The following is a 26,301-nucleotide window of genomic DNA, read 5'->3' on the forward strand; positions in this document are numbered from 1 at the left end:
CGACCTGTCACGACGCTGGTGGTGCTGGAGGGCGGTCCCCTCTTCTCCGTCCTGTGCGATCGACGACGGGTCACTCGGCGCCGAGGTCGGGGACGGCGATGACCTTGCCGTGCACCTCGCCGGCCGCGGCCCGGGCGTGGATCACCGGCAGATCGCTCAGCGGTACGCGTTCCGCGATGTCGACGGTGAGGTCACCGCTGTCGACCAGGGCCACCAGCTGGGCCAGTTCGTCCACGTCGGCGCGGACGAAGACCCCTGCGGTGCGCACTCCGCGGGTGTCGTCGCCCGGCGTGGTCATCCATGCGGTGGTGGCCACGACGATTCCACCGTCTCGGACGAGCGCGACGAGCGCGCCGAAGTCGTCGGGACTGATCGGTGCGAGGTTCAGAAGCACATCGACGGGCTCCGTCACGGATTCGAGGACGGAGGACGTGGTGTGGTCGATCACCTCGTCAGCACCGGCCGCCGAAACGGCGTCGCGGCTGCGCGGACTCGCGGTGGCGATGACGTACGCCCCGGCTCGCTTGGCGAGCTGGACGGCGTATCCGCCCACTGCTCCACCGGCGCCGATGATCACCAGTCGCTGACCCTCTTCGAGCTCGGCATCATCGAAGAGCGCCTGCCATGCGGTCAGGGCCACCGACGGCAGCGCCGCGGCATCCACGAGCGGGATGCTGGTCGGAGCCGTGGTGAGGGTGTGCGCCGCCGTGACGACGTACTCCGCTGCAGAACCGCTCTCGGTCATCGGGAGGAATCCCACGACGGTGTCGCCCGCCGCAAAGCCGGATACGCCATCCCCGATCGCGACGACGGTGCCCGACACGTCGTATCCGGGAACGTGCGGCAGGGTCACCGGGAAGGGAAGGGTGCCGCCGCGGATGCCGGCGTCGGCCGGGTTGAATGCGGAACCGGCGACGCGGATGAGCACCTGGCCTTCCGAGGCGACGGGCTGGTCGGTGTCCTCGTAGGAGAGCACCTCGGGGCCACCGAGTTCGTGGAAACGTACTGCCTTCATGATCGTCTTCTCTCTCGATAGCGCTTCGAATGTGAAGCAACTGATGGCGACGATAGCATTGCTACGGATTCGTAGCAAGTGCTTAGAGTTCGTAGCATCGACTAGGGTTGCGGTATGGCCGTTCCCTCCCGATCCTTCGACTCCACCGAACTGGGCGCGTATTTCGCGCTGATCGAGGTGAGCAGTCTGCTGCGCCACACGGTCGAGCAGCAGTTGCGGGCTGCCGGCGATCTCAGCTACGTGCAGTTCCAACTGCTCGCGCGTCTCGGTGATTCGCCCGGGGGCAGTTGCCGCATGACCGATCTGGCCGACGGAGTGGTGTACAGCCGCAGCGGTCTCACCTACCAGGCCCAGTTGCTCGAGCAACGTGGATTGGTCACTCGCGCGCCTTCCACCGATGACGAGCGCGGCACCACGGTGACCATCACCGAGCAGGGCCGGAATACCCTCACCGACGTGTTCCCGGGCCACATCGATGTGCTGAACGAGTTGCTGTTCGAACCCCTGGCGCGCACGGACGTCGAGGCCCTCGCTGACGTGTTGGGCAGGGTCCGCGACCACATGCGCTCGGCGCCCCCGAGGTCCGCGGCACCGCGGAGACGCAAGACCTCCTGAGGGGAGGGTCGCCCACTGCACCCCGGGCGGAGGATTCGACTGCCTACCGGAACTCTGTGGGCGTCAGTCCGATCAGAATCGCGGCAGAGCGGGGTCGTACGACGGGGTGATGCTTCGCATGTACGTCGTGTCGTCGCGCGTCGTTCGCCCGGAATCGAGGTAGACCCGGTGCTGCGCGTCGAGCCGCTCGAGGTCCAGCTCGACGCCGAGTCCCGGGCCGGTCGGCACGCGAACCGCGCCGTCGACGAATTCGCCGTTCGCGGTGGGGTGCGACCCCCACTTGTAGAAGAGGTACGCGCTGTAGGGAACCTCGGTGCGCACCGCGCTGGTCGAGCCGTCGGCCGACCTGCAGCCTCATGAGCGTTTCGTCGCCGCCAGCATCACCGACATCGATTCCCTGGTCGCCCGCTTTCGCGGAGCCGATGTCATCGTGCACCTGGCGGGGTATGGGAAGGAGCGGCCCTGGAACGACATCGATGCGTCGGATCCCCCCGTCGACAGCCCGGTAAACAAGCTCGGCGCGGATTTCACCACCTGGCCGTGGGGCGGAAGGTGGTGATTGAAGACCCTGAGGAGGCGGAGCCGACCCGGTCGACCGGTGCTCCGCGCCATTCCCCGCGCTCCCGGCGTAGCGTCGGACGCATGTCAGAGACGAACACGGACCAGCCCACCACCTTCCTCGGCCGCACCGGTGTGGAGGTGAGCCGCCTCTGCCTCGGCACCATGATGTTCGGGGACTGGGGCAACAAGGATCACGACGACTCCATCCGCGTCATTCACGCCGCGATCGACGCCGGTATCAACTTCATCGACACCGCGGACATCTACTCGTTCGGGGAGTCGGAGGAGATCGTGGGCAAGGCGATCGCGCAGTCGGGCAAGCGCGATGACCTCGTGCTCGCGACCAAGTTCTTCAACGGCATGAAGCAGCAGCCGAACTACCGCGGCGGGTCGCGCCGGTGGATCATCCGCTCGGTGGAGGACTCCCTCCGGCGTCTCGGCACCGACTACATCGACCTGTACCAGATGCATCGCCCCGACGAGCACACCGACATCGAGGAGAGCCTCGGCGCCCTCGACGACCTGGTGCGGTCGGGCAAGGTGCGCTACATCGGCTCGTCGACATTCCAGCCGTCGCAGGTGGTGGAGGCGCAATGGTCGGCCCGCGAGCGTCGCACCGCGCGCTTCGTCACCGAGCAGCCGCCCTACTCGATGCTCGTGCGCGGCATCGAGTCCGACCTCCTGCCGACCACGCACCGGCACGATATGGGCACCCTCGTCTGGAGCCCGCTCGCGGGGGGCTGGTTGAGCGGCAAGTTCCGCAAGGGTCAGGATCTGCCGAGCACCCACCGCAGTGACCGCGACCCGAGCCGCTACGACCTCAGCAAGCCCGGCATCGCCGCGAAGTTCGAGGCCGCGGACAAGCTCGGCGCCCTCGCCGACGACCTGGGCGTGCCGCTCGTGCACCTCGCCATCGCCTTCGTGCTTCGCCACCCGGGTGTCACGAGCGCCATCATCGGGCCGCGCACCATGGAGCAGCTGGAATCGCAGCTCGGAGCGGCGTCGCTCGAACTCGACGACGCGACCCTCGACCGCATCGACGAGATCGTTCCCCCTGGCACGAACCTCAACCCCGAGGATGCCGGCTTCAGCAACTACTGGCTCGCCCCGGAGCGCCGTCGCTGAGCCACTCCTTCTGCTCGAACCGTCCGAGATCCCGAACGACCACCGGCAAGGAGACCACATGCAGGCGATCATTTACAGCGAGACCGGTGAGGCGTCGGTTCTGCGACTCGTCGACCGCGACCCGCAGGAACCGGGCGCCGGGGAGGTGCGCGTGCGCATCGTCGTGTCGGGCGTGAACCCCACCGACTGGAAGTCCCGGCGAGGGAGCGGACCCGGGGAACCGTTGCCGTTCCCCGACGTCGTACCGAACCAGGATGGCGCCGGCGTAGTGGACGCGATCGGCGACGGCGTCACGTCCGTTGCGATCGGTGACCGGGTGTGGCTCGCGCTCGCCGCCCATGAGCGCGCCGCGGGCGGCACCGCGCAGGAGTTCGCCGTTCTGTCCGCTGAGCGGGTGTTCCCGCTGCCCGACGCGGCCAGCTTCGATGTCGGCGCGAGTCTTGGCGTACCCGCGATTACCGCGCACCGCGCGCTCACCGTGGCGGAGGACGGCCCCGGCCGGCTCGCGCCCGGTGCTCTCGACGGCACGCACGTGCTCGTGGCGGGTGGAGCCGGAGCGGTCGGACACGCGGCCATCCAACTCGCCCGCTGGGCGGGCGCGACCGTGACCACCACCGTGAGCTCCGCCGACAAGGCGGCACTCGCGACCGCTGCGGGGGCGCACCATACGGTCAACTACCGCGAGTCGGATGCCGCGGACGAGATCCGCCGCATCGCCCCCGCCGGGGTCGACATCGTGGTCGAAGTGGCACCGGCGCAGAACGCCGAACTGAACGCGGCCGTCATCCGCAATCGTGGTTGCATCGCCGTCTACGCGAACAACGGCGGTGACACCATGACCCTCGATGTACGCCACCACTTCGCCACGAATGTGCGATACCAGTTCCTCCTGCTGTACACGGTCGGCGCGGAGATGATCGCGGCGGCCGCGGAGGACATCGCGGCGGCGCTCGAGGATGGCGCGCTCCCGGTGGGGGAGGATGCGGGACTTCCGCTGCACCGCTTCGACCTCGCATCCACCGCCGACGCGCACGACGCGGTCGAGGGCGGAGCGGTCGGCAAGGTGCTCATCGACGTGGCCCCGGCCTGACCTCATCCGGTCCCTGAGCCCATGCGGTCCCTGAGCCCATCCGGTCCCTGAGCTTGTCGAAGGGGCGTAACGTGCGTCGCTTCGACGGGCTCAGCGACCGTGGGGTTGCGTCGGGGTTGTGCCCATGCGGTCCCTGAGCTCGTCGAAGGGGCGTAACGTGCGTCGCTTCGACGGGCCCAGCGACCGTGGGGTTGCGTCGGGACTGCGCCCATACGGTCCCTGAGCTTGTCGAAGGGGCGTAACCCACGTCGCTTCGACGGGCCCAGCGACCGTGGCTCAGCGAACGTGCATAGAAAAAGGGGGGTGTGCCGGTTGCCCGGCACACCCCCCTCGGTCGCTCGTGCTACTTGCCCTCTTCCTGCGTGAGCCTCGCGTCCAGCGCCGTGCCGACCGCTTCCGGCGTCGCCTGACCCTGCGCCATCAGCTGGATCTGCGCGACGAGTTCGGTGTAGAGCGCGTCCTGGTAGCGCGGCCAGGAGATCATCGGCAGGTAGAACTTGCCGTCGAGGAGTGCCTGGTAGGGCTGCGTCAACGCCTCATCGATCTCCGGAGTGAAGTTCGACGTCGTGGTCATGTCGTTCGTCAGTTCCTGGAACTGCTGCACGCCTTCCTCGCTGGCGAGGAAGCTGAGGAACGCCTTCGCGGCCTCGGGCTCCTTGGCCTCGGAGTAGATCGCCCACCCGGGGGAAGCAGCGCCGGTGTAGAACGGGTCACCACCGGCCTGGGGCACGCCGGCGAAGTCGAACTCGAGGTCGGGGGCGCCCTCGCGCACCGCGGTGATGTTCCACGGGCCGGCCGTGATCATGGCGACGCGCTCGTTGACGAACTCATCGACCACCTGGTCGCCGGTGAGACCGACCACGTCGGTCGTGATCAGGCCGTCCTGGAACAGTTCCTGCCACGGCGTGAGCGGTTCGGTCCACAGCTCGGTGAACGTCGCATCTCCCTCGAAGATCGCGGCGTCGACGTTTCCACCCTGCTCGTAGTTCGCGAGTCCGACGCTCGATCCGAGCGAGGTGGGGAACCCCTGCCACGACTCGAGGAAGGGAACCTCGCCGGCATCCTTGAGCGTCTGCAGCGCCTCGGTGAAGCTGTCCCAGTCCTGCGGGAACTCGGTGATCCCGTGCTCCTCGAGGATGCCCTTGTTGTACATGATTCCCGACGCCCACGAGGAGAGCGACAGTCCGTACTCCGCGCCATCCGGTCCGGTGTAGGTGGCGGTGTTGAACTCCGAGGCGACGTCCATGAACGGTTCGTCGCTGAGATCCATGACGAAGCCACCCTCGATCAGGTTCGTCTTGTTCTCCGCCGCCATGACGAACACGTCCGGAGCCGTGTTGGAGCCGAGTCGGTTCTGCAGCGTGGAGATGTACTCGGCGACCGGCGGTGCCGTGGTCAGCTGAACGTTGATGTCGGGGTTCGCTTCTTCGAAGGACTCGACGATCGGAGTCATGACGTCCTCACCCGACCAGGACAGAACGGTGAGTTGGGTGCGGTCATCCGCGGGCTCGCTGCTGCAGCCGGAGACGCCGATCGTGGTGGTGAGAACCACGGCAGCGGCCAGGACAGTGCGGGGGCCTGACATCCGGGTGCGGTGGGAGGGGGGAAGGTGCTTCATTGCGGAACCTCTCATTGGGGTGGTGGTGGTGCGGTGTAACGCTGTTGGGATCGTGCGGGGTCGGTGGAGAACGGGCGGCGGTGAGGATGACGGATGCGCGAATCGCCCTCGAGCGTCCATCGGGACGCGGTCAGCCCTTGACGCTTCCGGCCGTGAGGCCGCTGACGATGTGCCGCTGCATGGTGATGAAGAAGATGACCATGGGGATGAGCACGATCACGCTGAGGGTAAGGAACATCGGCCAGTTCGTCGAGAACTCGCCCACCGCCTTGTAGACCTGGAGCACCAACGTCTGCTTCTCGGGCGAGCTGATGAAGACCACGGGGGTGAGGAAGTCGTTCCACACCCACATCGTCTGGAAGACACCGACGGTGACGAGGATCGGACGGATCAGCGGCAACGCGATGCTCCAGAAGATCCGCCCATCACCCGCACCGTCGATCCGTGCCGCTTCGATGACCTCGCCGGGGAGTGTGCGCATGTACCCGACGATGAGGAAGTAGCAGAAGACCGAACCGCCCGTGTACAGCACGATCAGGCCCTGGAGGGAGTCCACGAGTCCGGCCTGGGTGAGCAGCCGGTACATCGGAATGAGCGTCACCTGGCCGGGGATGAGGAAGGCGAGGACGAGCAGCACGGTCATGGTCTTCGACGCGTGCATGATGATCGAGAACGCCGCCATGGACCCGATGAGCAGCATCAGGAACACCGAGACGACGGTCACGATGAGTGTGTTCATGAACGCCTGCGCGACGGGAATGTTCTGGAAGACGGTCACGTAGTTGTCGAAGTTCACCGTGCTGGGGAGTGCCAACGGTGATGCGGTGGTCTCCGCCTGCGTCTTGAACGTGTTGACGACCACGTAGTAGAAGGGCAGGCCGATGATGAGCCCGAGCGGCACCATGATCAGGCTGGTGACGACAGCCCCCGGCCGTGTGATGCGATCCTGCGATGAGGTGGAGCTCACGATACTTTCCCTTCGAGCCGGCGAGAGAGGGTCAGCTGGGCGGCGACGATGATTCCGACGATGAGCATGAAGATCACCGCGAGAGCGGAGGCCTGGCCGTACTTGGCCTGGGACACACCGTTCTGGATGATGGTCTGCGTGATCGTGAAGGTCGAATATCCCGGTCCGCCGCGGGTCAGGGTGAACGGGAGGTCGTACACCTTCAGGCCGCCCGTCATCAGCAGGAGCCAGCTCACCGTCATCGCGGGCATCAGGAGCGGAAGCGTGATGTAGAAGAACCGCTGGATCGCCGAGGCACCGTCGATCCGCGCAACCTCGTAGTAGTCGCTCGGGATGGACTGCAGGAAGGCCAGATAGAGGATGGAGTGCCACCCGGTGCTGGTCCAGACCCCGACGACGATCACGCTGATCTGGGCGAGGGTCGAGTCGGACAGCCACGGCACCGGGCCGATGCCGGCGAGGGAGCTGAGCAGCGAGTTCAGGGCACCTGAGCCGAGGGGGTTCAGGATGAAGCCCCAGACGAGACCGAGGATCGCGACGGATGGGATCGCGGGGAAGAAGAAGATCGCGCGCACGAAGTTGCGCCCGAGGAACGCTCGGTTGAGCACCACCGCGAGCGGCATCGCGAAGATGGTGATGAGGATCGTGGTGCCCAGCGTGAAGAAGATCGTGAAGCTCAGGCCGGCGAGCATGGACGGATCGCTGAAGACGTTCGCGTAGTTGCGCAGGCCGATGAAGTTCGTCTCGGCGCTGTACCCGTTGAAGTCGGTGAAGCTCCACCAGATCGACTGCACCAGGGGTATCGCGAACAGCACGATGAAGACGATGATCACGGGAACGAGGAAGAGACGGAGCGTGAGCCGGTTCCCGCCGGGGGAGGAGCCGGACGGCGACGAGGGAGCGCGCCACCACCGCGTTCCGCGACCCGAGCGGGTCGACATTTTCGGCGTCACGACCGGACGCGGGTCAGTGAGTGTCAACTGTGATCTCCTTCGATCGACGTGCTGTCGGTACGGTATCTGGATCGATACAGAAAGTAAAGAAAATTTTCGGTCAGCTGAAATCGGCTCAGACAGTCGACTCGCGTTCGATCAGACGGAACGACGCGACGAACTCCTGCGCCTGCCAGTCCTCCCCGCCGGCGATCCGATCGAGAAGCAGGTCGACTGCGCGGGCGGCCACCTCGTCATGGTCCGGGGCGATGGTCGACAGCCGGGGCACGCTGAACTCGCTCTCATCGATGCCGTCGAAGCCGATGACCCGCGCGTCTCCGGGAACGGATACACCGGCGTCGACGAGGCCGCGGATGACACCGAGCGCCACCGTGTCAGTGATGCAGACGACTCCGTCGAACCGGACGCCGGAGTCCACGAGGCGCATCGTTCCCTCCCGTCCACCCGCCATGGTGAGCTCCTCGATTGCGATGTCGCGGGCGGGGTCGTGCTCCAGACCGCTGTCCCGCAGAGCACGCCGGAATCCGTCGTAACGCAGGGCAGTCACGCTGGCGTCCGACAGGTCGTCATTCCCCTTGACCATCGCGATGTCGCGGCAGCCGCGCTCGATGAGGTGCCGCGTGGCGGCGTAGGTGCCCTCGGTGTTGGGCAGCGCGATGTGATCGGCCGGTCCGGAGAAGACCCTCTCCCCGAGGATGACCATGGGGAAGTTCGTGCGCAGCAGGTCCCGGTCGCGGGTCCCGAGGCCCACGACCGAGAGGATGAGCCCGTCGTACATCCGGTTGCGCGACCCCGCAATGGTGTGCAGCTCCCGCTCGCGGTCGGCGCCGGTCTGTTCGATGACCACGTGGTAACCCCGGGTGGCTGCGTGCGCGATGATCTTCGCGCCCAGCTGGCCGAAGTACGGGCGATCGGCCTCGGGCACGGCGAAGCCGATCGTCTTCGTGCGGCCCGCACGCAGGTTGCGGGCCGCCACGTTCACCCGGTAGTCCAGGTCGTCGACGGCGCGGAGGACTTTGTCCCTCGTGTCCTCGCGCACATGGGGATACCCGTTCAGCACGTTGCTCACGGTCATCGGCGACACGCCTGCGGCGCGTGCCACGTCCTGCATCGTCACCATGGAGGCACTCTACGGGCCGCTCGAGAGGTGGTGCGCTCAGGCCACCTCGAAGGAGACGGTGGCGAACGAGGACGGCGGAAGCGTCACGCGCAGTCCCTGCCCGTCCACCGTCACCTGAAGCGCTGCCGGTGCCACGGCGTCCGGTGCGGAGGGATCGTTGTGAGCGGCGACGTCCGCCGCCGCCAGCACGCGCCCGCTCGCCCCCGACACCGTGAGACCGCGGAGATCGAGGACCACGTCGAGCGGAACCTCGGCGTCCAGGTTGCTGAGAGACACCAGGCCCGCACCGTCCTTCACCGACGCCGACGCGGATACGAGTTCGACCGTACGACCGTCCGTCGCCCGCGCGTCGGGCTTGGCGACGATGTGCGCGGCGACCGAGGTCGCATCGTGGTGCCCCCGGTTCATCTCGAACACGTGGTAGGTCGGGGTGAGCACCAGTGCGCCCGACTCCTCGTCGGTGAGGATCATGGCCTGCAGCACGTTGACGGTCTGGGCGATCGTCGCCATGGTGAGCCGGTCGGCGTGCCGGTGGAAGACGTCGAAGTGCACACCGGCGACGAGCGCATCGCGCATGGTGTTCTGCTGGTACAGGAAGCCGGGGTTCGTGCCGGGTTCGACGTCCCACCAGGTGCCCCACTCGTCGAGCACCAGTCCGATCCGCTTTCCCGGATCGTAGGCGTCCATGATGGTCGCGTGCGCCTGAAGCACACGCTCCACCTCCTGCGCCTTGCTCATCGTCGTGTAGTACTCGTCGATGGAGAACTCGGTCGCGCTGCCCTTGTGCTCCCACGGGCCGGTGATCGTGTAGTAGTGGAACGACACCGCCTGGAAGATCGACTTCGGCTCGCGCTGGCAGCCCAAGCAGTTGAGCGCCTCCATGAGCGACCGCGTCCAACGCACGTCGTCGTCGGCAGCGCCTGCCGCGATGCGGTAGAGCCGGTTGTCGCCGTGATCGCGGCAGAACGTGGCGTACCGGCGAGCTTCATTGGCGTAGTGGTCGGCGCTCATGTTGCCACCGCATCCCCAGGCCTCGTTTCCGATGCCCCAGAACGGCACCCGCCACGGTTCTTCCCGGCCGTTCTCCCGGCGCAGTCGAGCCATCGGGCTGTCACCGGCTCGCGTGAGGTACTCGACCCATTCGCTCATCTCCTGCACGGTGCCGCTTCCGACGTTCCCGTTCACGTACGGGTCGGCGCCGAGCAGTTCGCACAGCTGCATGAACTCGTGCGTGCCGAAGTGATTGTTCTCCTCCACGTCGCCCCAGTGCGTGTTGACCATGCGGGGACGTTCTTCCTTGGGGCCGATCCCATCCCGCCAGTGGTACTCGTCGGCGAAGCATCCGCCCGGCCACCGGAGGTTGGGGATGCCGAGGCGCTTGAGGGCGTCCACGACGTCGAGGCGGATGCCGCCCTCGTTCGGGATGTCGGAGTCCTCGCCCACCCAGAATCCGCCGTAGATGCACCGGCCGAGGTGCTCCGCGAAGTGTCCGTACAGGTGGCGGCTGATCACCGCGCCGGGGACATCGAGATTGATGACGATTCTGGCTTCTGCGGGGGTTGTCACGTAAATTCTCCTTCGAATGCGATGCGCGATTGTCGTACTGTATCGATATAAACCAGTTCGTGGCAGCCCTCGACACGGGAAGCGGCGTGTGATTTCGATTCGCTGCCGCCTCGCGGTCGACGCTTCCCCGTCCCCCACCGAACGGATGCCCATGACCGCACCCGCCAGTCGCTTCGCCATCGGCGCGACGGATTTCGAACTCGACGGCCGCCCGGTGCGCATCCTGTCGGGGGCGCTGCACTACTTCCGCATCCACCCCGACCTGTGGGCGGACCGCATTCACAAGGCCCGTTTGATGGGTCTCAACACCATCGAGACCTACGTCGCATGGAACGCCCATGAGCCCGCGCGAGGCGAGTGGCGGGCCGATGGCGGGCTCGATCTCGGGCGCTTCCTCGACCTGGTGGCCGCGGAGGGAATGCACGCCATCGTGCGACCCGGTCCGTACATCTGCGCCGAGTGGGACAACGGCGGGCTGCCGGCATGGTTGTTCCGCACGTCCGACGTCGGAGTGCGCCGCGCCGAGCCGCAGTACCTGGATGCCGTGGGGGAGTACCTCCAGCAGGTCTACGGAATCGTCGCTCCGCGGCAGATCGACGTCGGCGGTCCGGTGGTGCTGGTGCAGATCGAGAACGAGTACGGCGCGTACGGCTCGGACAAGGACTATCTCGCCGAGCTGGTGCGGAACACGCGCGACGCGGGGATCACCGTGCCGCTCACGACGATCGATCAGCCGACCCCGGGCATGCTCGCCGACGGCAGCCTGCCCGGGCTCCACCTGACCGGGTCGTTCGGCTCGCGGGCGGTCGAGCGGCTGGGAACGCTTCGGGAGTTCCAGCCCACCGGGCCGCTCATGTGCATGGAGTTCTGGTGCGGGTGGTTCGACGACTGGGGTACGCAGCACCACACCACTCCCGGCGAGTCCTCGGCGGCGGAGTTGGACGCACTCCTGGCGGCCGGCGCGTCCGTCAACGTGTACATGTTCCACGGCGGCACGAATTTCGGCCTCACGAGCGGCGCCAACGACAAGGGCCGCTACGCGGCGATCACGACGAGCTACGACTACGACGCGCCGCTCGACGAGAGCGGACACCCGACGGAGAAGTTCTGGATGTTCCGCGAGGTGATCGCACGGTACTTCCCCGTTCCCGAGGAGGAGCCGGGCACGCGACCCACGGCCCCCGCACGAACGACACCGCTGCTACCCGGACCGTCCCTGCTCGACGTCGCTGACGGGGTGGGGGAGGCCGTGTCGCTCGATCGCCTGGCGACATTCGACGAGCTCGGATTCTCGGACGGCTACGTCCTCTTCACGACGTCCCTCGACGGCGGTTCCGATCCCGCTCGCCTCGTGATCGGCGAGGAAGTGCGGGACCGCGCCTGGGTCCTGCTGAACGGCCAACCCGTCGGCGTGCTCGCGCGGGACAGTCACGAGCGCGCGATCATGCTGCCGAGCGGCTCCGGAGAGCTGGCCATCCTCGTCGAGAACCAGGGGCGAGTGAACTACGGGACTCGCATCGGCGAGCACAAGGGCCTCATCGGCGGCGTCGCCGTGAACGGCATCGATGTCGGCACGTGGACCGCGCGCGCGGTGAACCTCGATCGGATCCCGGGCCTCGCCACCGAGCGGAGCGCTCCGTCAGCGGGACCGTCGCTCGCATCGGCCTCGTTCGAGCTTGACGAACCCGCCGACCTCTTCCTGGACACCCTGCACTGGGGCAAGGGACTGGTCTGGGTGAACGGCTTCCTGCTCGGCCGGTACTGGCGTCGCGGCCCGCAGCGCACCCTGTACGTGCCAGCACCCGTCACCCGCGCAGGATGGAACGACGTGGCCGTGCTCGAACTCGAGTCGTCCGCCGACCCGGTGCTCCGCCTCGTGCCCGCGCCGGGTCTCGGACACACCGAGATCTGAGCGGTGCTCGGTGCTTGGCGCCTATCCGCTCGGTGATCTCCGTCGGGCGCGATGTGCTGACCAGTGACGGAGGTGGCTCGACGAGCACTGGACCTGAGTTTTTCAGGAGGCGCGCAGGCGACGGGTGATCAGTCGATCGGCGCTGAACCGACCGGCGCCGAGGGCGAAGATGAGCACGAGGCCGGCGATCAGCGCGAGCACCAGTTCGTACCCACCGTTGTCGATGAACAGACCGTTCCCCGCGTGCACGATCAGGAAAGCCCCGAGCAGGTTGACGATGTTCAATGCGGCGAACACCGGCGTGAGGATGCCGAGGATCAGTGCCAGCCCACCGAGGATCTCGACGACGGTCGCGAACAGCGCGGCCGCGGCCGGCACAGGAACGCCCATGTCGCCGAACGCGGCGGTGGTGCCGTCGAGGGTGAACTCGCTGTACTTCTGCCAGCCGTGGGCCAGCAGGATGATGCCGATCGCGATCCGGGCGAGCAGCAGGGTGATGTCGTGGAGGGCCGGTGTCGTGCGGGCGGGGTGGAGCAGGGTGCGCATGGAAAGTTCTCCTGTCGGTGAGGGGTGGTGCTCGTAGGGCGGGTTGGCTCGGTGCCGTGCCGGGTGCTCAGGGGGTGGCGGGTGCGTCGGGGTCGGTGGTGCGGACGTCGTCGGCCTCGATCGAGTCGACGATCTTGCCGAGCAGCGTCGAGAGCTGGGCGATCTCGTCCGGGCTGAGCGGATCCAGGACGGTGGCGCGGACCTGCGCGACGTGCCCGGGAGCCGTTCGCTCGAGCACTCGCACGCCTTCCTCGGTGAGTGCGGCGATCAGCCCGCGCCCGTCGGAGGGGCTCGGACTGCGGGTCACCCAGCCGCGCTGCTCGAGAGCGGCGACCACGTGAGAGAGCCGGCTCTGGGACGTCGCGGACTGGCGGGCGAGCTCGGCCATCCTCATCGATCGTTCGGGTGCGTCGGACAGGATCGCGAGGATCGTGTACGACGCGTGTGTCAGGCCTGCGGCGCGCCGCAGGTGACGGTCCAGCGAGCCCGGCAGCAGCATGACGAGCCGGAGGACCCGCAGCCACGCCTGCATCTCGGCGTCGGTCAACCACCGTGGTTCGGACACGTCGACCTTCCCTGCGGTGGTGCGGCTACTTGTTGAAGCTTCAAGTATATCAGCGGCGGTATCCTTGAAGCGTCAAGTAAATGCGGGCCGACAGCCAGCCGTCATCCGCGCGTCAGTCGCCCGGCGGTCGAATCTTCCGAACCGAGGTCGCACCAGCCGGCGGCGGGCGGGCGTCCATTCGGGGGGCGCGACTATTGCGTGAGCTGCCGGTTCAAGCGATCGAGCAGGAGTTCGAGGGAGATCTCGAACTCCTCATCGCTACGATCCTCGCTGAGCAGGCTGCGCAGCCTGCGGACTTCTGGCGCGTCGTCCAGCCCGAGCTTGCCGTCGCCCTCGGGGATGGCGGCGTTCCCTTCGTCGAGGGGTTCCTCCACCGGACCGGTCTCCGCCCCGCGGACCGCCGATTCGAGAAGCAGGTGGCCGAGCAGGAAGCTGCTGAACGACCGGTAGGCGCTCACGGCCTGGGCATCGGAGAATCCGTGACCGATCAGGGTTCTCAGGAAGGTGTCGACCACATCCACGCTCCGCAGTGGCGGGCGGAGCCACGGTGCCGACGGATGACGGGTGGCGACCAGCGGAAAGGCCATCGGATGGTCGATCGCGATGAGGCGCACCTCGTGTGCGACCGTCTGAAGGAACCCCTGCCAGTGCTCACTGAGCTCGTCGTCGAGACTCGACGTGAGGTCGCCCATCAGGAGCGCCACGACCCCTTCGAGGAGATCTTCCCTCCCGTGCACGTAGCGATACAGGGACATGGCTTCGACGCCGAGCTCCTGCGCGAGGGACCTCATCGAGAGTCCTTGCGCGCCCGACCGGTCGATCTGAGCCAGGGCCGTCCGCACGATCACATCCCGGCTGAGTTTGGGTGCTGCCGATCGATTTCCGGCCCTCGTCCCGCGTTCCGTCACAGCTGCACCTTTTCCTTTCGTCCAACCTAGCTCGGTGCGCGCCCAGACGACCCGCGAGCGTGCTTACGCTGTAAGCTCGCGCCGGGACTTACGACGTAAGCCGCGGGGGAGTGGCACCGACCATCACGAGGGAATGACACATGACGCTCGCCGGGGACGCACCAGCGGCTACAGCCGCCCCCGACGGGGACGTCGTCCTCCGCTTCGGGCCCGGCGAGGACGATGACATCGAGTCTCGTGCAGGGGGAATCGCGGGTGCCTCGACGGATGCGGTGAAGGATTACCTGCGCCAGTTGTCGAAGGTGCCATTGCTGACGGCCGAGGAGGAGGTCTCCCTCGCCAAGCGCATCGAGGCCGGCGTGCTGGCGCAGGAGAGGCTGGACACCGATGCGGACCTCGCAGACGAACTCCGCGGCAACCTCACGTGGCTCGCGCATGACGGCAAGGTGGCCAAGGAGGCCCTGGTTCGCGCGAACCTCCGCCTGGTGGTCAGTATCGCCAAGCGTTACGCCGGCCGCGGCATGCACTTCATGGACGTCATCCAGGAGGGCAACATCGGCCTCGTTCGCGCGGTCGAGAAGTTCGATTTCACCACCGGGTTCAAGTTCTCCACCTACGGTTCCTGGTGGATCCGCCAGTCCATCACCCGCGCCTTGGCCAACCAGGCCCGGACCATCCGCATCCCCGTGCACACCGTGGAAGCGATCAACAAGATCGCCCACGTCGAGGCCGAACTGCGCACGGAGTCCGGTCGCGAACCGACCATGCGCGAGGTCGCAGCCGGGGCGAGCCTGTCCGTGGACGTCGTGAACACCCTGCGGGCTCAGGGTCGCGACCCGATCTCGCTGCACATCGCACTGGGTGACGACGTCACGGGCGGTGAGCTCGGTGACGTCGTCGAGGACGCGAATGCGACGGAGCCTCTCGACCTGGTGGCGGACGCGATGATGAATCAGCACGTCTCCTCGCTCATCGACTCATTGCCCGCCCGGGACCGCGACATCATCACCATGCGCTTCGGTCTCGACGGCGCGCACACAAGAACCTACGAGCAGATCGGCACGATCCACGGCGTCACCCGGGAGCGGATCCGCCAACTCGAGGCGAAGATCCTCGTCCACCTGCGACAGCGTGCCGATCGCGGGTACCTCGAGGACTGACCGCGAGGCTGCATCGCCTCTCCGGTCCCTGAGCTTGTCGAAGGGACGTGACGTGCGCCGCTTCGACAGGCTCAGCGACCGTGGGGACGCGACGTGCGCCGCTTCGACAGGCTCAGCGACCGTGGGGACCCGACGTGCGCCGCTTCGACAGGCTCATCGACTCAGCGACCGTGCGGCGTGCGACGCGTCAGTCGATGACGGCGGGGCGCGGCTTCACGGGGATCATCAGCAACAGGCCGATCAGGAGCACCACCACGATGCCGATGATGCCGAACCGGGTGTCGCCCGTGATCGCGACGGCGAGGCCGAAGAGGGCGGGTGCGAGGAAACTCACCGCGCGACCGGTGGTCGCATACAGGCCGAAGATTTCGCCTTCGCGTCCGGGCGGCGTGATGCGGGCGAGGAAGCTGCGGCTCGACGCCTGGATGGGGCCGACGAACAGGCAGAGGAAGAGTCCCGCGATCCAGAATCCGCCCTTCTCGTCGCCGACGAGTAACACGGATGTGCCGCCGAGCACGAGGCACACGAGTGAGGCGAGGATGACGGTCTTCGCGCCGAAGCGGTCGTCGACGATGCCGCCGAGGAAGGTTCCGATGCCGGCAACCACGTTGGCGGCGATGCCGAACAAGAGGACCTCGGTGAAGGTGAAGCCGAATACCTGTGCGGCGATGATCGCGCCGAAGGTGAACACGGCGGCGAGCCCGTCGCGGAACACCGCGCTCGCGAGCAGGAACAGCAGCACCTGCGGGCTTCGACGGGCGAGCGCCCGAATCGTGCGGAACAGCAGCGCGTAGGACGCGAAGAACCCGACCTTCGCCTCGCGGCGCGCGGGCGGGATCTCCGGCACCCGGAACAGCACGGGCAGCGCGAACAGCCCGAACCAGGCGGCGGCCACCAGGATGGCGATCCGCACGTCGAGCGATCCACCGGCCTCGCCCGTCGGCAATGCGAGGATTCCGCGGGTGGTGTCGCTTCCGAAGTTGAAGAGGAAGAGGGCGAGCAGCACGGCCAGCAGCACGATGCCGCCCACGTACCCCATTCCCCAGCCGAATCCCGAGACGCGTCCCACCGTGCGCGGCGTCGACACCTGCACGAGCATCGCGTTGTAGTTGACGCCGGCGAACTCGAAGAACAGATTGCCCGCAGCGAGCAGGGCGGCACCGAACACGAGGTAATTCGGCTCGGGGAGCACGAAGAACATGGCCGCCATCGCCAGCACCACGATGGCGGTGTTGATGCCGAGCCAGAATTTGCGCCGACCCGATCCGTCGGAGCGCTGGCCGAGTACCGGCGCGAACAGGGCCACCAGCACCCCGGCGATGGCGAGTGCCGTGGAGATGACGGTCGCGTTCTCGGCGAGGGCCCGCACGAGCGCCGGGTCGCGCGCGTCGTCCCCGGCGGCGGCAAGGATGTCCGCGTCGATGAACAGGGTGCTCGCGAGGTAGGTGCTGAAGACGAAGGTGGTGACCACCGCGTTGAACGCGGCCGACCCCCAGTCCCACAGGGCCCACGAGACGACGCGCCCGCGGGGAACCCGGGTGCCGTCGGCGAGGGTCTGGGCTCGCCCTCCGTCGGGCTCCGGAACCGACGCGGGCGTGCGGGGCGAGTCGGTCATGACTCACAACCTACTGGGGCTTCCGCGCGAACCCATCGATTACCCCCTTGTGTCGGTTGGCTAATTGCATTAGCTTTTAGGACATGACCATTAGCCACCTCTCACGCGGACGCGGACGCATCGCCTACGACGTCCACGGCTCCGGCCCCCTCGTGCTCTGCGTTCCCGGTATGGGGGAGCTCCGCTCCGCCTACCGCTTCACCGTCCCTGCCCTGGTTGCCGCCGGGTACCGCGTCGCAACGATGGACCTTCGCGGTCACGGTGATAGCGACGACGACTTCGACACCTTCGACCACGCGGCTCTCGCCTCTGACATCGGTGCGCTCGTGCGGCACCTCGACGGCCCCGCGATCGTCATCGGCAACTCCATGGCGGCGGGAGCTGCGGTGATCGCCCATGCCGACCATCCGGACTCCATCGTCGGTCTCGCGCTACTCGCCCCGTTCGTTCGGAACCCTTCGTCGAATGCGCTCGTCGGCCTCACGATGCGCGCCCTGCTGCTGAAACCGTGGGGACCGCACGTGTGGGGCGCCTATTACCGCCGGCTCTTTCCCGGCCGCCAGCCGGTGGACATGGCGGAGCACCGCGCCGCCATGTCCGCGAGCTTCTCCCGGGGCACGCACTGGCGTTCCTTCCGCCGCACCGCTCGCACGAGTCACGCACCGGCCGAGGCCCGTCTTGGCGAGGTGCGCTGCCCTGCGCTCGTGGTCATGGGAGCCAGAGATCCCGACTGGAAGGACGCGACGGCGGAGGCGTCGTTCGTCGCGGCTGCGGTGGATGCGGAGCTGCTGATGGTGCCGGAGGCCGGCCACTATCCGATGACCGAGTATCCGGAACTCGTCAACCCGCGCCTCGTGGCGTTCGTCAGCTCGGTGTTCGCGCGTGCCTAGGGCCGGGCTCACGCCCGACGTGGTGACCCGGGAAGCGGCCGCCCTCGTGGACGAGGTCGGTCTCGAGTCGCTCACCTTCGCCGCCCTCGCCTCCCGCGTGGGTGTTGCTGTGCCGAGCCTCTACAAGCATGTGCCGAGCATCGCCGCGCTGCACCGCCGCCTCTCGGCGCTCGCCACGGAGGAACTGGGGAATGCGCTCGCCGCGGCGACGGAGGGACGCGCCGGAGAGGATGCGCTGCGGTCCGTCGCGGCGGCATACCGCTCCTATGCGCTCGAGCGGCCCCGACTGTATCCGGCGACGCAACGGGTGCCCCTGCCGGATGACGCCCCGCATGTTGCCCACGCGGATCGCGTGGTGGGCTCCGTGTTCGCAATCCTGCGCGGCTACGGGATCGACGGTGATGACGCGGTCGACGCCGCGCGCGTGGTGCGGAGCTCTCTGCATGGATTCGTCGACATCGAACGATCCGGGGGATTCGGCCTGCCCCGCGACATCGATGCGTCCTTCGCTCGCCTCGTCGACAGCCTGCATGCGGCCCTCGACGGGTGGACGGGCGGGCGCTGAGCGCTGCGTTCCATCCCCTCGACCGGGGATGCGGTCGCTGAGCTTGTCGAAGCGGCGCGTGTGTCGTCCTTCCGTCCCTTCGACAGGCTCAGGGACCGTATTGGGCGTCCATTCGGTTCAGGGACCGTGGACAGCGCGGAGACCGCGACGGAGTTGAGTCGGCTCACATCAACTTTGCAGCGGGCGAACTTGACGCGAATCACGCGACCGGTAAACTTGAGTCATCGCGGCTCAACCCTTGGAGGGGTGGCCGCACCCCCAAGCTTTTCGCATCCCGCACCACGACATAAGGAGACACACGCGCATGGCTCGTGCAGTAGGAATCGACCTCGGTACCACCAACTCGGTGGTATCGGTCCTCGAGGGTGGAGAACCCACCGTCATCGCCAACGCCGAAGGAGCGCGCACCACGCCCTCCGTCGTCGCATTCACGAAGGATGGCGAGGTGCTGGTCGGTGAGACCGCCAAGCGCCAGGCCGTCACGAACGTCGACCGCACCATCGCGTCGGTCAAGCGTCACATGGGCACCAACTGGAACACCGAGGTCGACGGCAAGAAGTACACGCCGCAGGAGATCTCTGCCCGCATCCTCGCGAAGCTGAAGCGCGACGCAGAGCAGTACCTCGGCGACACCGTCACCGACGCGGTGGTCACCGTTCCCGCGTACTTCAACGACGCCGAGCGTCAGGCCACCAAGGAGGCGGGTGAGATCGCGGGCCTCAACGTGCTCCGCATCATCAACGAGCCCACCGCAGCCGCGCTGGCCTACGGCCTCGACAAGGGCAAGGAGGACGAGCTCATCCTGGTCTTCGACCTCGGTGGCGGAACGTTCGACGTGTCGCTGCTCGAAGTGGGTAAGGACGAGGACTTCTCCACCATCCAGGTGCGCTCCACCGCCGGTGACAACCGCCTCGGTGGCGACGACTGGGACCAGCGGATCGTCGATCACCTGATCAAGCGGTTCAAGGAGTCCACGGGCGTCGACGTCTCCAACGACAAGATCGCCAAGCAGCGCCTCAAGGAGGCCGCGGAGCAGGCCAAGAAGGAACTGTCCTCCTCGATGAGCGCCAGCATCCAGCTGCCGTACCTCTCGCTCACCGCCAACGGCCCGGCGAACCTCGACGAGTCGCTCACACGAGCGAAGTTCGAAGAGCTCACCAGCGACCTCATCGACCGCACCCGCAAGCCGTTCGAGGACGTCATCCGCGAGGCCGGCGTCTCGGTCAACGACATCGCTCACGTGGTGCTCGTCGGTGGCTCGACCCGCATGCCCGCTGTGGCCGAGCTCGTCAAGAAGCTCACCGGCGGCAAGGAGCCGAACAAGGGTGTGAACCCCGACGAGGTCGTCGCCGTGGGTGCCGCCTTGCAGGCCGGCGTGCTGAAGGGTGAGCGCAAGGACGTGCTGCTCATCGACGTGACCCCCCTGAGCCTCGGTATCGAGACCAAGGGCGGCATCATGACGAAGCTCATCGAGCGCAACACCGCCATCCCCACCAAGCGCAGCGAGACCTTCACCACGGCGGATGACAACCAGCCGTCCGTGGCGATCCAGGTCTTCCAGGGCGAGCGCGAGTTCACCCGCGACAACAAGAACCTGGGCACCTTCGAGCTCACCGGTATCGCCCCGGCCCCCCGCGGCATCCCGCAGGTCGAGGTCACGTTCGACATCGACGCCAACGGCATCGTGCACGTGTCGGCGAAGGACAAGGGCACCGGCAAGGAGCAGTCGATGACCATCACGGGCGGATCCTCGCTCGCGAAGGAGGACATCGAGCGCATGGTGCGCGAGGGCGAAGAGCACGCGGCGGAGGACAAGAAGCGCCGCGAGGCGGCCGAGACCCGCAACAGCGCCGAGCAGCTCGCCTACTCGATCGACAAGCTCATCAAGGAGAACGACGACAAGCTGCCGGACGACGTGAAGTCCGACGTGCAGGGCGACGTCGACGCGCTGAAGAGCGCGCTCGCCGGTGACGACGACGACGCGGTCAAGACCGCGTTCGACAAGCTGAACGAGAGTCAGACCAAGCTCGGCGAGGCCATCTACGCCTCCAGCCAGGCGGATGCCGCGGCCGGAGCGGCCGGACCCGAAGGCACCGACGGTGCGTCCGGCGCCGACAGCGCCACCGACTCCAGCGACGAGGACATCGTCGACGCCGAGGTCGTTGACGAAGACGAGAAGGACGGAAACAAGTAACCATGGCGACCGACAAGTCCAACAACGACGAGTTCGCGGACGGTCGCGCCGAGGACGGGTCCGGGGCAGCCGCCGCGGACCCGTCCACCGGGCAGCCGGTCGAGGATGCCGCCTTCATCGAGGCCGAGGGGCCCGATGTGGAGACGTCCTCCACCGAACTGGACGAAGAACTCGAAGACCTGCTGAACGCCGAGGCGGCAGCGCCGTCCGAGCCGGCCGCGCAGCAGAACGAGCACCTCGTGGACCTCAAGCGCGTCACGGCGGAATACGCGAACTACCGCAAGCGCACGGAGGCCAACCGGGAGCTCGACCGCAGTCGGGCGATCGGTGACGTGGCCAAGATGCTGCTCCCCGTGCTCGATGACCTCGATCGCGCCGAGAAGCACGGCGACCTCGCCGAGGGAACCGCGTTCTCCGCGATCGCGCAAAAGCTCCGGTCGAGCATCGCGGCGCTCGGCCTCGCGCCGGTCGGTGCGGTGGGCGACCCGTTCGATCCCACACTGCACGACGCGATCTTCCAGAAGCACAACCCCGAGGTCACCGTGGCGACCGTTGCCGACGTGGTCGAGAGCGGATACTTCGTCGGCGACTCGCTGCTGCGCGCGGCCAAGGTCGTCGTGGACACGCCGGACAACGGCTAGCTCGCACCATGGCTAGCCAGGACTGGTTCGACAAGGACTTCTACAAGATCCTTGGCGTGCCGAAGGACGTCTCTGCGGGAGACCTGAAGAAGGCCTACCGCAAGCTCGCCCGTAAGTATCATCCGGATGCGAACCCGGGCGATGCGAAGGCCGAAGCGCAGTTCAAGGAGATCAGCGAGGCGCATTCCGTGCTGAGCGATCCCGAGCAGCGGCGCGAGTACGACCAGGTGCGGGCGATGGGCTCCGGGGCGCGCTTCAGTGCGCCCTCCGGCGCCCCGGGCGGCCAGGGCGGTTTCGAGGACGTGTTCGGCAACATGTTCGGCGGGGGCGCCCAGCGCGGACGGACCACATACTCGCAGGGTGGTTTCGAGGACATCCTCGGCGGCATGTTCGGCGGGGCCAATCGGGGCGGCGGCTTCGGCCAGCCCTCCGGTGGCTTCCGCGGTTTCGGCGGTCCGACCCCCGGGCGCGACCTCACCGCGACGACGACGGTCGACTTCATCACCGCCACCAAGGGCGACACCGTGCGCCTGCAGACCGCGGACGGCAAGCCGATCAGCGTGCGCATCCCCCCGGGCGTGACCAACGGTCAGAAGATCCGGCTGCCCGGCAAGGGCGAGCCGAGTCCCGACGGCGGTGCTCCCGGCGACCTCATGCTCACCGTCACGGTGCGCAAGCACCCGGTGTTCGAACGCGACGGACTGAACCTGCGCGTGAACGTGCCGGTGACCTTCCTCGAGGCGGCGCTCGGCGCCACCATCGAGGTCCCCACGCTCGGTGGTGATCCGGTGCGGCTTCGTGTCGCGCCCGGCACCTCGAGCGGCAAGGTGCTGCGCGTCAAGGGTCGGGGAGTGCACACCGCGAAGGGGGAGGGCGATCTGCTCGCCCGCATCGAGGTGGCCGTTCCCGGCCGACTCACGGATGCGCAGCGCACGGCCCTCGAAGCCTTCGCCGCCGGCGGTCCGGCCGAGAATCCCCGCGACGGGCTGCTCGAGAGTGCGCGATCGGCATGACCACGAGCGCCCGGACCCTCCGACCGGCGCGGGTTCGCCCGCGCCGGGGGAGGACGAGCGGATCATGAGCGGACCGGGTCCCGTGGACGAGAGCGTCCCGATCTTCGTCATCTCCGTGGCGGCGGAACTCGCGGGCATGCACCCGCAGACGCTGCGTCAGTACGACCGGCTGGGTCTCGTGAGCCCCACGCGCACGGCGGGCAAGTCGCGCCGCTACTCGATGCGCGACATCCTGCAGCTTCGCGAGGTGGCGCGGCTCGGCGCCGAGGGCGTGAGCCTCGCGGGCATCAGCCGCATCCTCGAACTGGAGAACGAGGTGATCGCGCTGCGGAGCCGGGTGCGCGAGCTGGAGGGCGCGCTCGCCGACGAACTGCTGCAGCGCCCCGGACGCCGGGTGTTCGCCGCGCGCGGCGACGGCGACGTGATCTCGTTGCGCGCCGGCACCCGCGCGCACCGGCCCACCGATCTGGTGGTGTGGCGCCCCAACCGCCTCGAGTAGCGGGCCGCATCCACCCGGATCGCGCGTTGCATGCAGCGCAACGTCGGGGGCAGTGAGCGAGCTCAGAGGAGCGGCCGATAGGGGGCAGGACGGTCCCGCGGATGCCGGCGGCACCCGATTCGACCGTGCTGGCCGTCAGCGCCGCACCCTGTGGCAGCATGACCCTCATGACACTCCCGGGCGATGCTCGTGTTCATATCGAGTGCTTCTGGGACAGCGGCTCCGATCCGTGTCGTTCGGGAGCGATGCGCACGTGCCCGCGGCGACCCGGCGAACTTCCCCGCGACCACCGCCATTCTCGAATCCCTCGGCCTTCGCGAAGGTGCGCGCCCGGAAGACTTCTGGACGCGATGACGTCTCATCCCGGCCCCTGAAGAAGTGGAAACAGCCTGATGCTGGATGAAGATGCGATCACGACCGTGATGACCATCGTGGGTCTCGTCCTCCTGACCAGTGCGTTGGTCACCCTTAGTGATGGGCGGTCATCGCTCAATGTCCGGAGTGCATGAGAACGTCAGCGGAACCCGCCGACCTGCTTCTCGACCGGCACGGTGCCCTCGACGATGACGTCGCCTGTGTGTGCGGTGGTGACCGTCTCGATCAGGACGATCTCCACTTCCTCGTCCGCGATCGGGTTGTGCTGCACGCCTCGTGGCACGACGTGAAACTGCCCGGGGGTGAGCACGACCTCCTGGTCATCGGGCAGCTGGATGCGGAGCGTACCCGACATGACGAGGAACATCTCGTCCTCGGCGTCGTGCGCGTGCCAGACCAGCTCGCCGAGCAGCTTGGCGACCTTGATGTACTGGTCGTTCACCCGGCCGATGACCCGCGGGGTCCAGTGAGCGTGTACCTGTCGAAGCTCGGCGGCGACGTCGATTCCCTGAAGAGAAGTCATAGACCCATCGTGCGTGAAGGAGGCGAAGAAGGCGGTGCCGAGTACCCACCCGTCACGCCCTCCGCTGACGTCCCTGGACGAGAACGTGTCGATGAGATGGCACAGTTGTCGATCATGGACACAGGCCTTAGTCATCGCGTCCCTGCTCCCGTCCTCGTACTCATCGCGATCTTGGCCGTGCAGTTCGGCAACGCATTGGCGGGGTCCTTCTTCGAACAGGTAGGTCCCACCGGGGCGACAGCATTGCGCGTCTCCTTCGGGGCGGTGATCCTTGCTCTGGTTGTTCGCCCCAGGATGCGTCGATGGGACGCTCGTACCTGGTTCGGTGTGATCGCACTCGGATCAGCCCTTGCCGGCATGAACAGCTTGATCTACCTCGCAATCGACGAGATCCCCATCGGGGTCGCCGTGACGGTGGAGCTCTTCGGTCCGTTGGCGGTCGCCGCCGGTGGCATTCGTCGATGGATCGATGCGTGCTGGGTGCTGCTCGCCGTAGCTGGTGTCATCCTGCTCGGACTGCAAGCCGGGGGCGGCCTGTCGACTGCAGGGCTGCTGCTTGCGGGTGGGGCGGCGGCATTCTGGGCACTGTACATCGTGATGTCCGCCCGGCTCGGGTCACGCGTGCGCGGCGTCGATGGGTTGTCGGCCGCGCTGCTCGTCGCCGCCTTGATCGTCGCGCCCATAGGTGCTGTGTCGGCGACCAGGGCGATCCTCGATGCGCCGTGGCTTCTCGCCGTATTCGCCGCGGTCGCCCTGCTCACGTCATCGGTCCCCTATGCGCTCGAGTTCCTCGCGCTGAAGAGGATGCCCTCTCGAGCGTTCGGGGTGCTCTCGAGCCTCGGTCCGGTGGCAGCCGCACTCGCCGGGCTTACGGTGCTCCACCAGCTGCTGACCTTCTGGCAGCTCGTGGCGATCATGCTCGTGACCGCCGCGAGCGTCGGCGTCGTGATGACGGGGCACCGGCAACACCGCGCCGTCGCGCTCTCCGCCCGTTCGATCCCGCCGCGCAGGGCCCTTACCTGACCCAGATCTCGCCGAAGAATTACGCATGCCTGACGTTCACCGATCTATGCCCTTGCCGTTACCGAGGGAAGATCGCTCGTCCACTGGCTTTTCGCCTCTCCGAGTTCGCATCTGCTAGATTATGTACCGAGCGGTGCAGATCTGCGAGGATGACATTTCGACGGTCGGTCGTTTCTGCCACGTGCGCCCTGCGCGGGCCTGGAGACGCACATCGCGATCGAGTCATTCCCGATGAAAGGCGATTCATGCAATACATCTCTCTTGGTGACCTTCAGGTATCCCGTATCGGACTCGGCGTGATGGGCATGTCCGCCTACTACACCGGGGCCGGTCAGGACGAGTCCGAGTCGATCCGCACCATCCATCGAGCCCTCGAACGAGGAGTCACTCACATCGATACGGCGGAGGTGTACGGCCCGTTCGTGAACGAAGAGCTTGTGGCGCGTGCGGTGCACGGCCGCCGGGGCGATATCGTGCTCGCGACCAAATTCGGGCACATCTCCCACACGGGCCGCACAGGCCTCGACAGCAGTGCTGCGAACGTGCGCAAGGCTGTGGAGGGTTCGCTGCGTCGGCTGCAGACGGACTACATCGACCTCTACTACCAGCACCGCCCCGACCCGGGCACCCCCATCGAGGAGACCGTCGGCGCCCTCGTCGATCTCATCGCGGAGGGGAAGGTTCTGCACATCGGACTCTCCGAGGCGGATCCAGCCACCATCCGACGCGCGCACGCAGTGCATCCGATCGCAGCCCTGCAGTCCGAGTACTCGCTGTGGACGAGGGATCCCGAGGCGGAGGTTCTTCCGGTGCTTCGCGAGCTGGGAATCGGGCTCGTCCCGTTCTCGCCACTCGGGCACGGCTTCCTCACCGGGGGCATCAGGTCACTCGAGGGACTTGATGCGGATGACTGGCGCCGCAGCAACCCCCGGTTCACCGGCGGCAGCCTCGAACGCAATCTCCAGATCGTCGACGAGGTGGAGGCCGTCGCTCGAGAGGTCGAGAGGACGCCCGCACAGGTTGCTCTCGCATGGCTCCTCGCCCAGGGTGAAGACATTGCCCCGATCCCCGGCACCAAGCGCGTCGCGCGTGTCGAAGAGAACACGGCCGTCGATGACATCGCACTCTCGGCCGCCCAGATCGATCGGCTGAACGCACTGCCCGCTGCTTCCGGCGCTCGGTTCTGAGGACGAACGAATAGTCGGTGAGGGACCGGGACACCCCGAGTCTCGGATTGTGTAC

At 67.2% G+C, this 26,301-nt stretch carries 26 protein-coding genes; 14 read left to right on the forward strand and 12 right to left on the reverse strand.

All coding sequences use genetic code 11. From position 1 onward, the window contains the following. Positions 1-70: 70 nt before the first annotated feature. Positions 71-1,015 carry an NADP-dependent oxidoreductase gene (locus EY822_RS06370; protein WP_150307500.1) on the reverse strand — a complete coding sequence of 315 codons (945 nt, stop codon included), beginning with the start codon at positions 1,013-1,015 and terminating at the stop codon, positions 71-73. Between the two features lie 114 nt (positions 1,016-1,129). Between EY822_RS06370 and EY822_RS06375 the strand changes: the two genes are divergently transcribed. Next, positions 1,130-1,630: a MarR family winged helix-turn-helix transcriptional regulator gene (locus tag EY822_RS06375; protein ID WP_150307501.1), complete on the forward strand. Its 501-nt coding sequence runs from the start codon at positions 1,130-1,132 to the stop codon at positions 1,628-1,630. Between the two features lie 72 nt (positions 1,631-1,702). Here EY822_RS06375 and EY822_RS06380 read toward each other — a convergent pair whose 3' ends face one another. Beyond that, positions 1,703-1,951, reverse strand: a complete 249-nt coding sequence (locus EY822_RS06380) for a hypothetical protein (RefSeq protein WP_150307502.1) — start codon at positions 1,949-1,951, stop codon at positions 1,703-1,705. Between EY822_RS06380 and EY822_RS06385 the strand changes: the two genes are divergently transcribed. The 3 genes from EY822_RS06385 (at position 1,944) to EY822_RS06395 (ending at position 4,406) form a co-directional block, all read left to right on the forward strand. Further along, positions 1,944-2,189: a hypothetical protein gene (locus EY822_RS06385; protein WP_150307503.1), complete on the forward strand. Its 246-nt coding sequence runs from the start codon at positions 1,944-1,946 to the stop codon at positions 2,187-2,189. The two genes, EY822_RS06380 and EY822_RS06385, sit on opposite strands and share 8 nt — an antisense overlap. Before the next feature lie 83 nt (positions 2,190-2,272). Then, positions 2,273-3,316: an aldo/keto reductase gene (locus tag EY822_RS06390; protein ID WP_150307504.1), complete on the forward strand. Its 1,044-nt coding sequence runs from the start codon at positions 2,273-2,275 to the stop codon at positions 3,314-3,316. A gap of 58 nt (positions 3,317-3,374) precedes the next feature. Then, the gene (locus EY822_RS06395) at positions 3,375-4,406 is read left to right on the forward strand and encodes an NADPH:quinone reductase (RefSeq protein WP_150307505.1); all 1,032 of its coding nucleotides are present in this window, start codon (positions 3,375-3,377) and stop codon (positions 4,404-4,406) included. Between the two features lie 343 nt (positions 4,407-4,749). On the opposite strand, the gene EY822_RS06400 is transcribed toward EY822_RS06395, so the two are convergent. The 5 genes from EY822_RS06400 to EY822_RS06420 form a co-directional block, all read right to left on the reverse strand. After that, complete coding sequence (locus tag EY822_RS06400; protein WP_227497073.1) at positions 4,750-5,991, reverse strand: ABC transporter substrate-binding protein; 1,242 nt, start codon at positions 5,989-5,991, stop codon at positions 4,750-4,752. 163 nt (positions 5,992-6,154) lie between these two features. Then, positions 6,155-6,991 carry a carbohydrate ABC transporter permease gene (locus EY822_RS06405; RefSeq protein ID WP_227497074.1) on the reverse strand — a complete coding sequence of 279 codons (837 nt, stop codon included), beginning with the start codon at positions 6,989-6,991 and terminating at the stop codon, positions 6,155-6,157. Further along, entirely contained in the window at positions 6,988-7,971 is a 984-nt protein-coding gene (locus EY822_RS06410) for a carbohydrate ABC transporter permease (RefSeq protein WP_227497075.1), read from the reverse strand. Before EY822_RS06410 ends, EY822_RS06405 begins: the two co-directional genes overlap by 4 nt. Positions 7,972-8,059: 88 nt before the next feature. Continuing rightward, positions 8,060-9,064 carry a LacI family DNA-binding transcriptional regulator gene (locus tag EY822_RS06415; protein WP_227497076.1) on the reverse strand — a complete coding sequence of 335 codons (1,005 nt, stop codon included), beginning with the start codon at positions 9,062-9,064 and terminating at the stop codon, positions 8,060-8,062. 36 nt (positions 9,065-9,100) lie between these two features. Continuing rightward, positions 9,101-10,630, reverse strand: coding sequence for an alpha-N-arabinofuranosidase (locus tag EY822_RS06420; RefSeq protein ID WP_227497077.1), 1,530 nt, complete (start codon positions 10,628-10,630; stop codon positions 9,101-9,103). Positions 10,631-10,781: 151 nt separating this feature from the next. Here EY822_RS06420 and EY822_RS06425 point away from each other — a divergent pair, with 151 nt between their 5' ends. Next, complete coding sequence (locus EY822_RS06425) at positions 10,782-12,542, forward strand: glycoside hydrolase family 35 protein (protein ID WP_406610047.1); 1,761 nt, start codon at positions 10,782-10,784, stop codon at positions 12,540-12,542. 102 nt (positions 12,543-12,644) lie between these two features. On the opposite strand, the gene EY822_RS06430 is transcribed toward EY822_RS06425, so the two are convergent. From EY822_RS06430 to EY822_RS06440, 3 genes are all read right to left on the reverse strand, one after another. Further along, the gene (locus tag EY822_RS06430; protein ID WP_150307508.1) at positions 12,645-13,088 is read right to left on the reverse strand and encodes a DoxX family protein; all 444 of its coding nucleotides are present in this window, start codon (positions 13,086-13,088) and stop codon (positions 12,645-12,647) included. Positions 13,089-13,155: 67 nt separating this feature from the next. Next, entirely contained in the window at positions 13,156-13,653 is a 498-nt protein-coding gene (locus tag EY822_RS06435; RefSeq protein WP_150307509.1) for a MarR family winged helix-turn-helix transcriptional regulator, read from the reverse strand. A 191-nt stretch (positions 13,654-13,844) separates the two neighbouring features. Then, complete coding sequence (locus tag EY822_RS06440) at positions 13,845-14,561, reverse strand: TetR/AcrR family transcriptional regulator C-terminal domain-containing protein (RefSeq protein ID WP_150307510.1); 717 nt, start codon at positions 14,559-14,561, stop codon at positions 13,845-13,847. 140 nt (positions 14,562-14,701) lie between these two features. Here EY822_RS06440 and EY822_RS06445 point away from each other — a divergent pair, with 140 nt between their 5' ends. Then, positions 14,702-15,721, forward strand: a complete 1,020-nt coding sequence (locus tag EY822_RS06445; RefSeq protein ID WP_150307511.1) for a sigma-70 family RNA polymerase sigma factor — start codon at positions 14,702-14,704, stop codon at positions 15,719-15,721. A gap of 187 nt (positions 15,722-15,908) precedes the next feature. On the opposite strand, the gene EY822_RS06450 is transcribed toward EY822_RS06445, so the two are convergent. Then, positions 15,909-17,336, reverse strand: coding sequence for an MFS transporter (locus EY822_RS06450; protein WP_150307512.1), 1,428 nt, complete (start codon positions 17,334-17,336; stop codon positions 15,909-15,911). Between the two features lie 83 nt (positions 17,337-17,419). On the opposite strand from EY822_RS06450, the gene EY822_RS06455 reads away from it, so the two are divergent. The 6 genes from EY822_RS06455 to EY822_RS06480 all read left to right on the forward strand — a co-directional run bounded on the left by EY822_RS06455 (position 17,420) and on the right by EY822_RS06480 (position 23,138). Then, the gene (locus tag EY822_RS06455; RefSeq protein ID WP_150307513.1) at positions 17,420-18,226 is read left to right on the forward strand and encodes an alpha/beta fold hydrolase; all 807 of its coding nucleotides are present in this window, start codon (positions 17,420-17,422) and stop codon (positions 18,224-18,226) included. Next, positions 18,219-18,791 carry a TetR/AcrR family transcriptional regulator gene (locus tag EY822_RS06460; protein WP_150307514.1) on the forward strand — a complete coding sequence of 191 codons (573 nt, stop codon included), beginning with the start codon at positions 18,219-18,221 and terminating at the stop codon, positions 18,789-18,791. Before EY822_RS06455 ends, EY822_RS06460 begins: the two co-directional genes overlap by 8 nt. Before the next feature lie 304 nt (positions 18,792-19,095). Further along, positions 19,096-20,985: a molecular chaperone DnaK gene (gene dnaK / locus EY822_RS06465; protein ID WP_150307515.1), complete on the forward strand. Its 1,890-nt coding sequence runs from the start codon at positions 19,096-19,098 to the stop codon at positions 20,983-20,985. 2 nt (positions 20,986-20,987) lie between these two features. After that, complete coding sequence (locus EY822_RS06470; RefSeq protein WP_150307516.1) at positions 20,988-21,626, forward strand: nucleotide exchange factor GrpE; 639 nt, start codon at positions 20,988-20,990, stop codon at positions 21,624-21,626. 8 nt (positions 21,627-21,634) lie between these two features. After that, positions 21,635-22,639: a DnaJ C-terminal domain-containing protein gene (locus tag EY822_RS06475; RefSeq protein WP_150307517.1), complete on the forward strand. Its 1,005-nt coding sequence runs from the start codon at positions 21,635-21,637 to the stop codon at positions 22,637-22,639. Between the two features lie 64 nt (positions 22,640-22,703). Beyond that, positions 22,704-23,138, forward strand: a complete 435-nt coding sequence (locus tag EY822_RS06480) for a heat shock protein transcriptional repressor HspR (protein WP_150307518.1) — start codon at positions 22,704-22,706, stop codon at positions 23,136-23,138. Between the two features lie 514 nt (positions 23,139-23,652). Here EY822_RS06480 and EY822_RS06485 read toward each other — a convergent pair. Beyond that, positions 23,653-24,036 carry a cupin domain-containing protein gene (locus tag EY822_RS06485; protein ID WP_150307519.1) on the reverse strand — a complete coding sequence of 128 codons (384 nt, stop codon included), beginning with the start codon at positions 24,034-24,036 and terminating at the stop codon, positions 23,653-23,655. A gap of 357 nt (positions 24,037-24,393) precedes the next feature. Here EY822_RS06485 and EY822_RS06490 point away from each other — a divergent pair, with 357 nt between their 5' ends. Continuing rightward, positions 24,394-25,059, forward strand: a complete 666-nt coding sequence (locus tag EY822_RS06490) for an EamA family transporter (protein ID WP_227497078.1) — start codon at positions 24,394-24,396, stop codon at positions 25,057-25,059. Between the two features lie 245 nt (positions 25,060-25,304). Further along, a complete protein-coding gene (locus EY822_RS06495; RefSeq protein WP_150307521.1) occupies positions 25,305-26,246 on the forward strand; it encodes an aldo/keto reductase in 942 nt (313 codons plus the stop codon). Positions 26,247-26,301 lie beyond the last annotated feature (55 nt).

Origin of the sequence: Planctomonas psychrotolerans, assembly GCF_008642235.1 — a bacterium.
In the GTDB taxonomy this organism is placed as follows: Bacteria; Actinomycetota; Actinomycetes; order Actinomycetales; family Microbacteriaceae; genus Planctomonas; species Planctomonas psychrotolerans.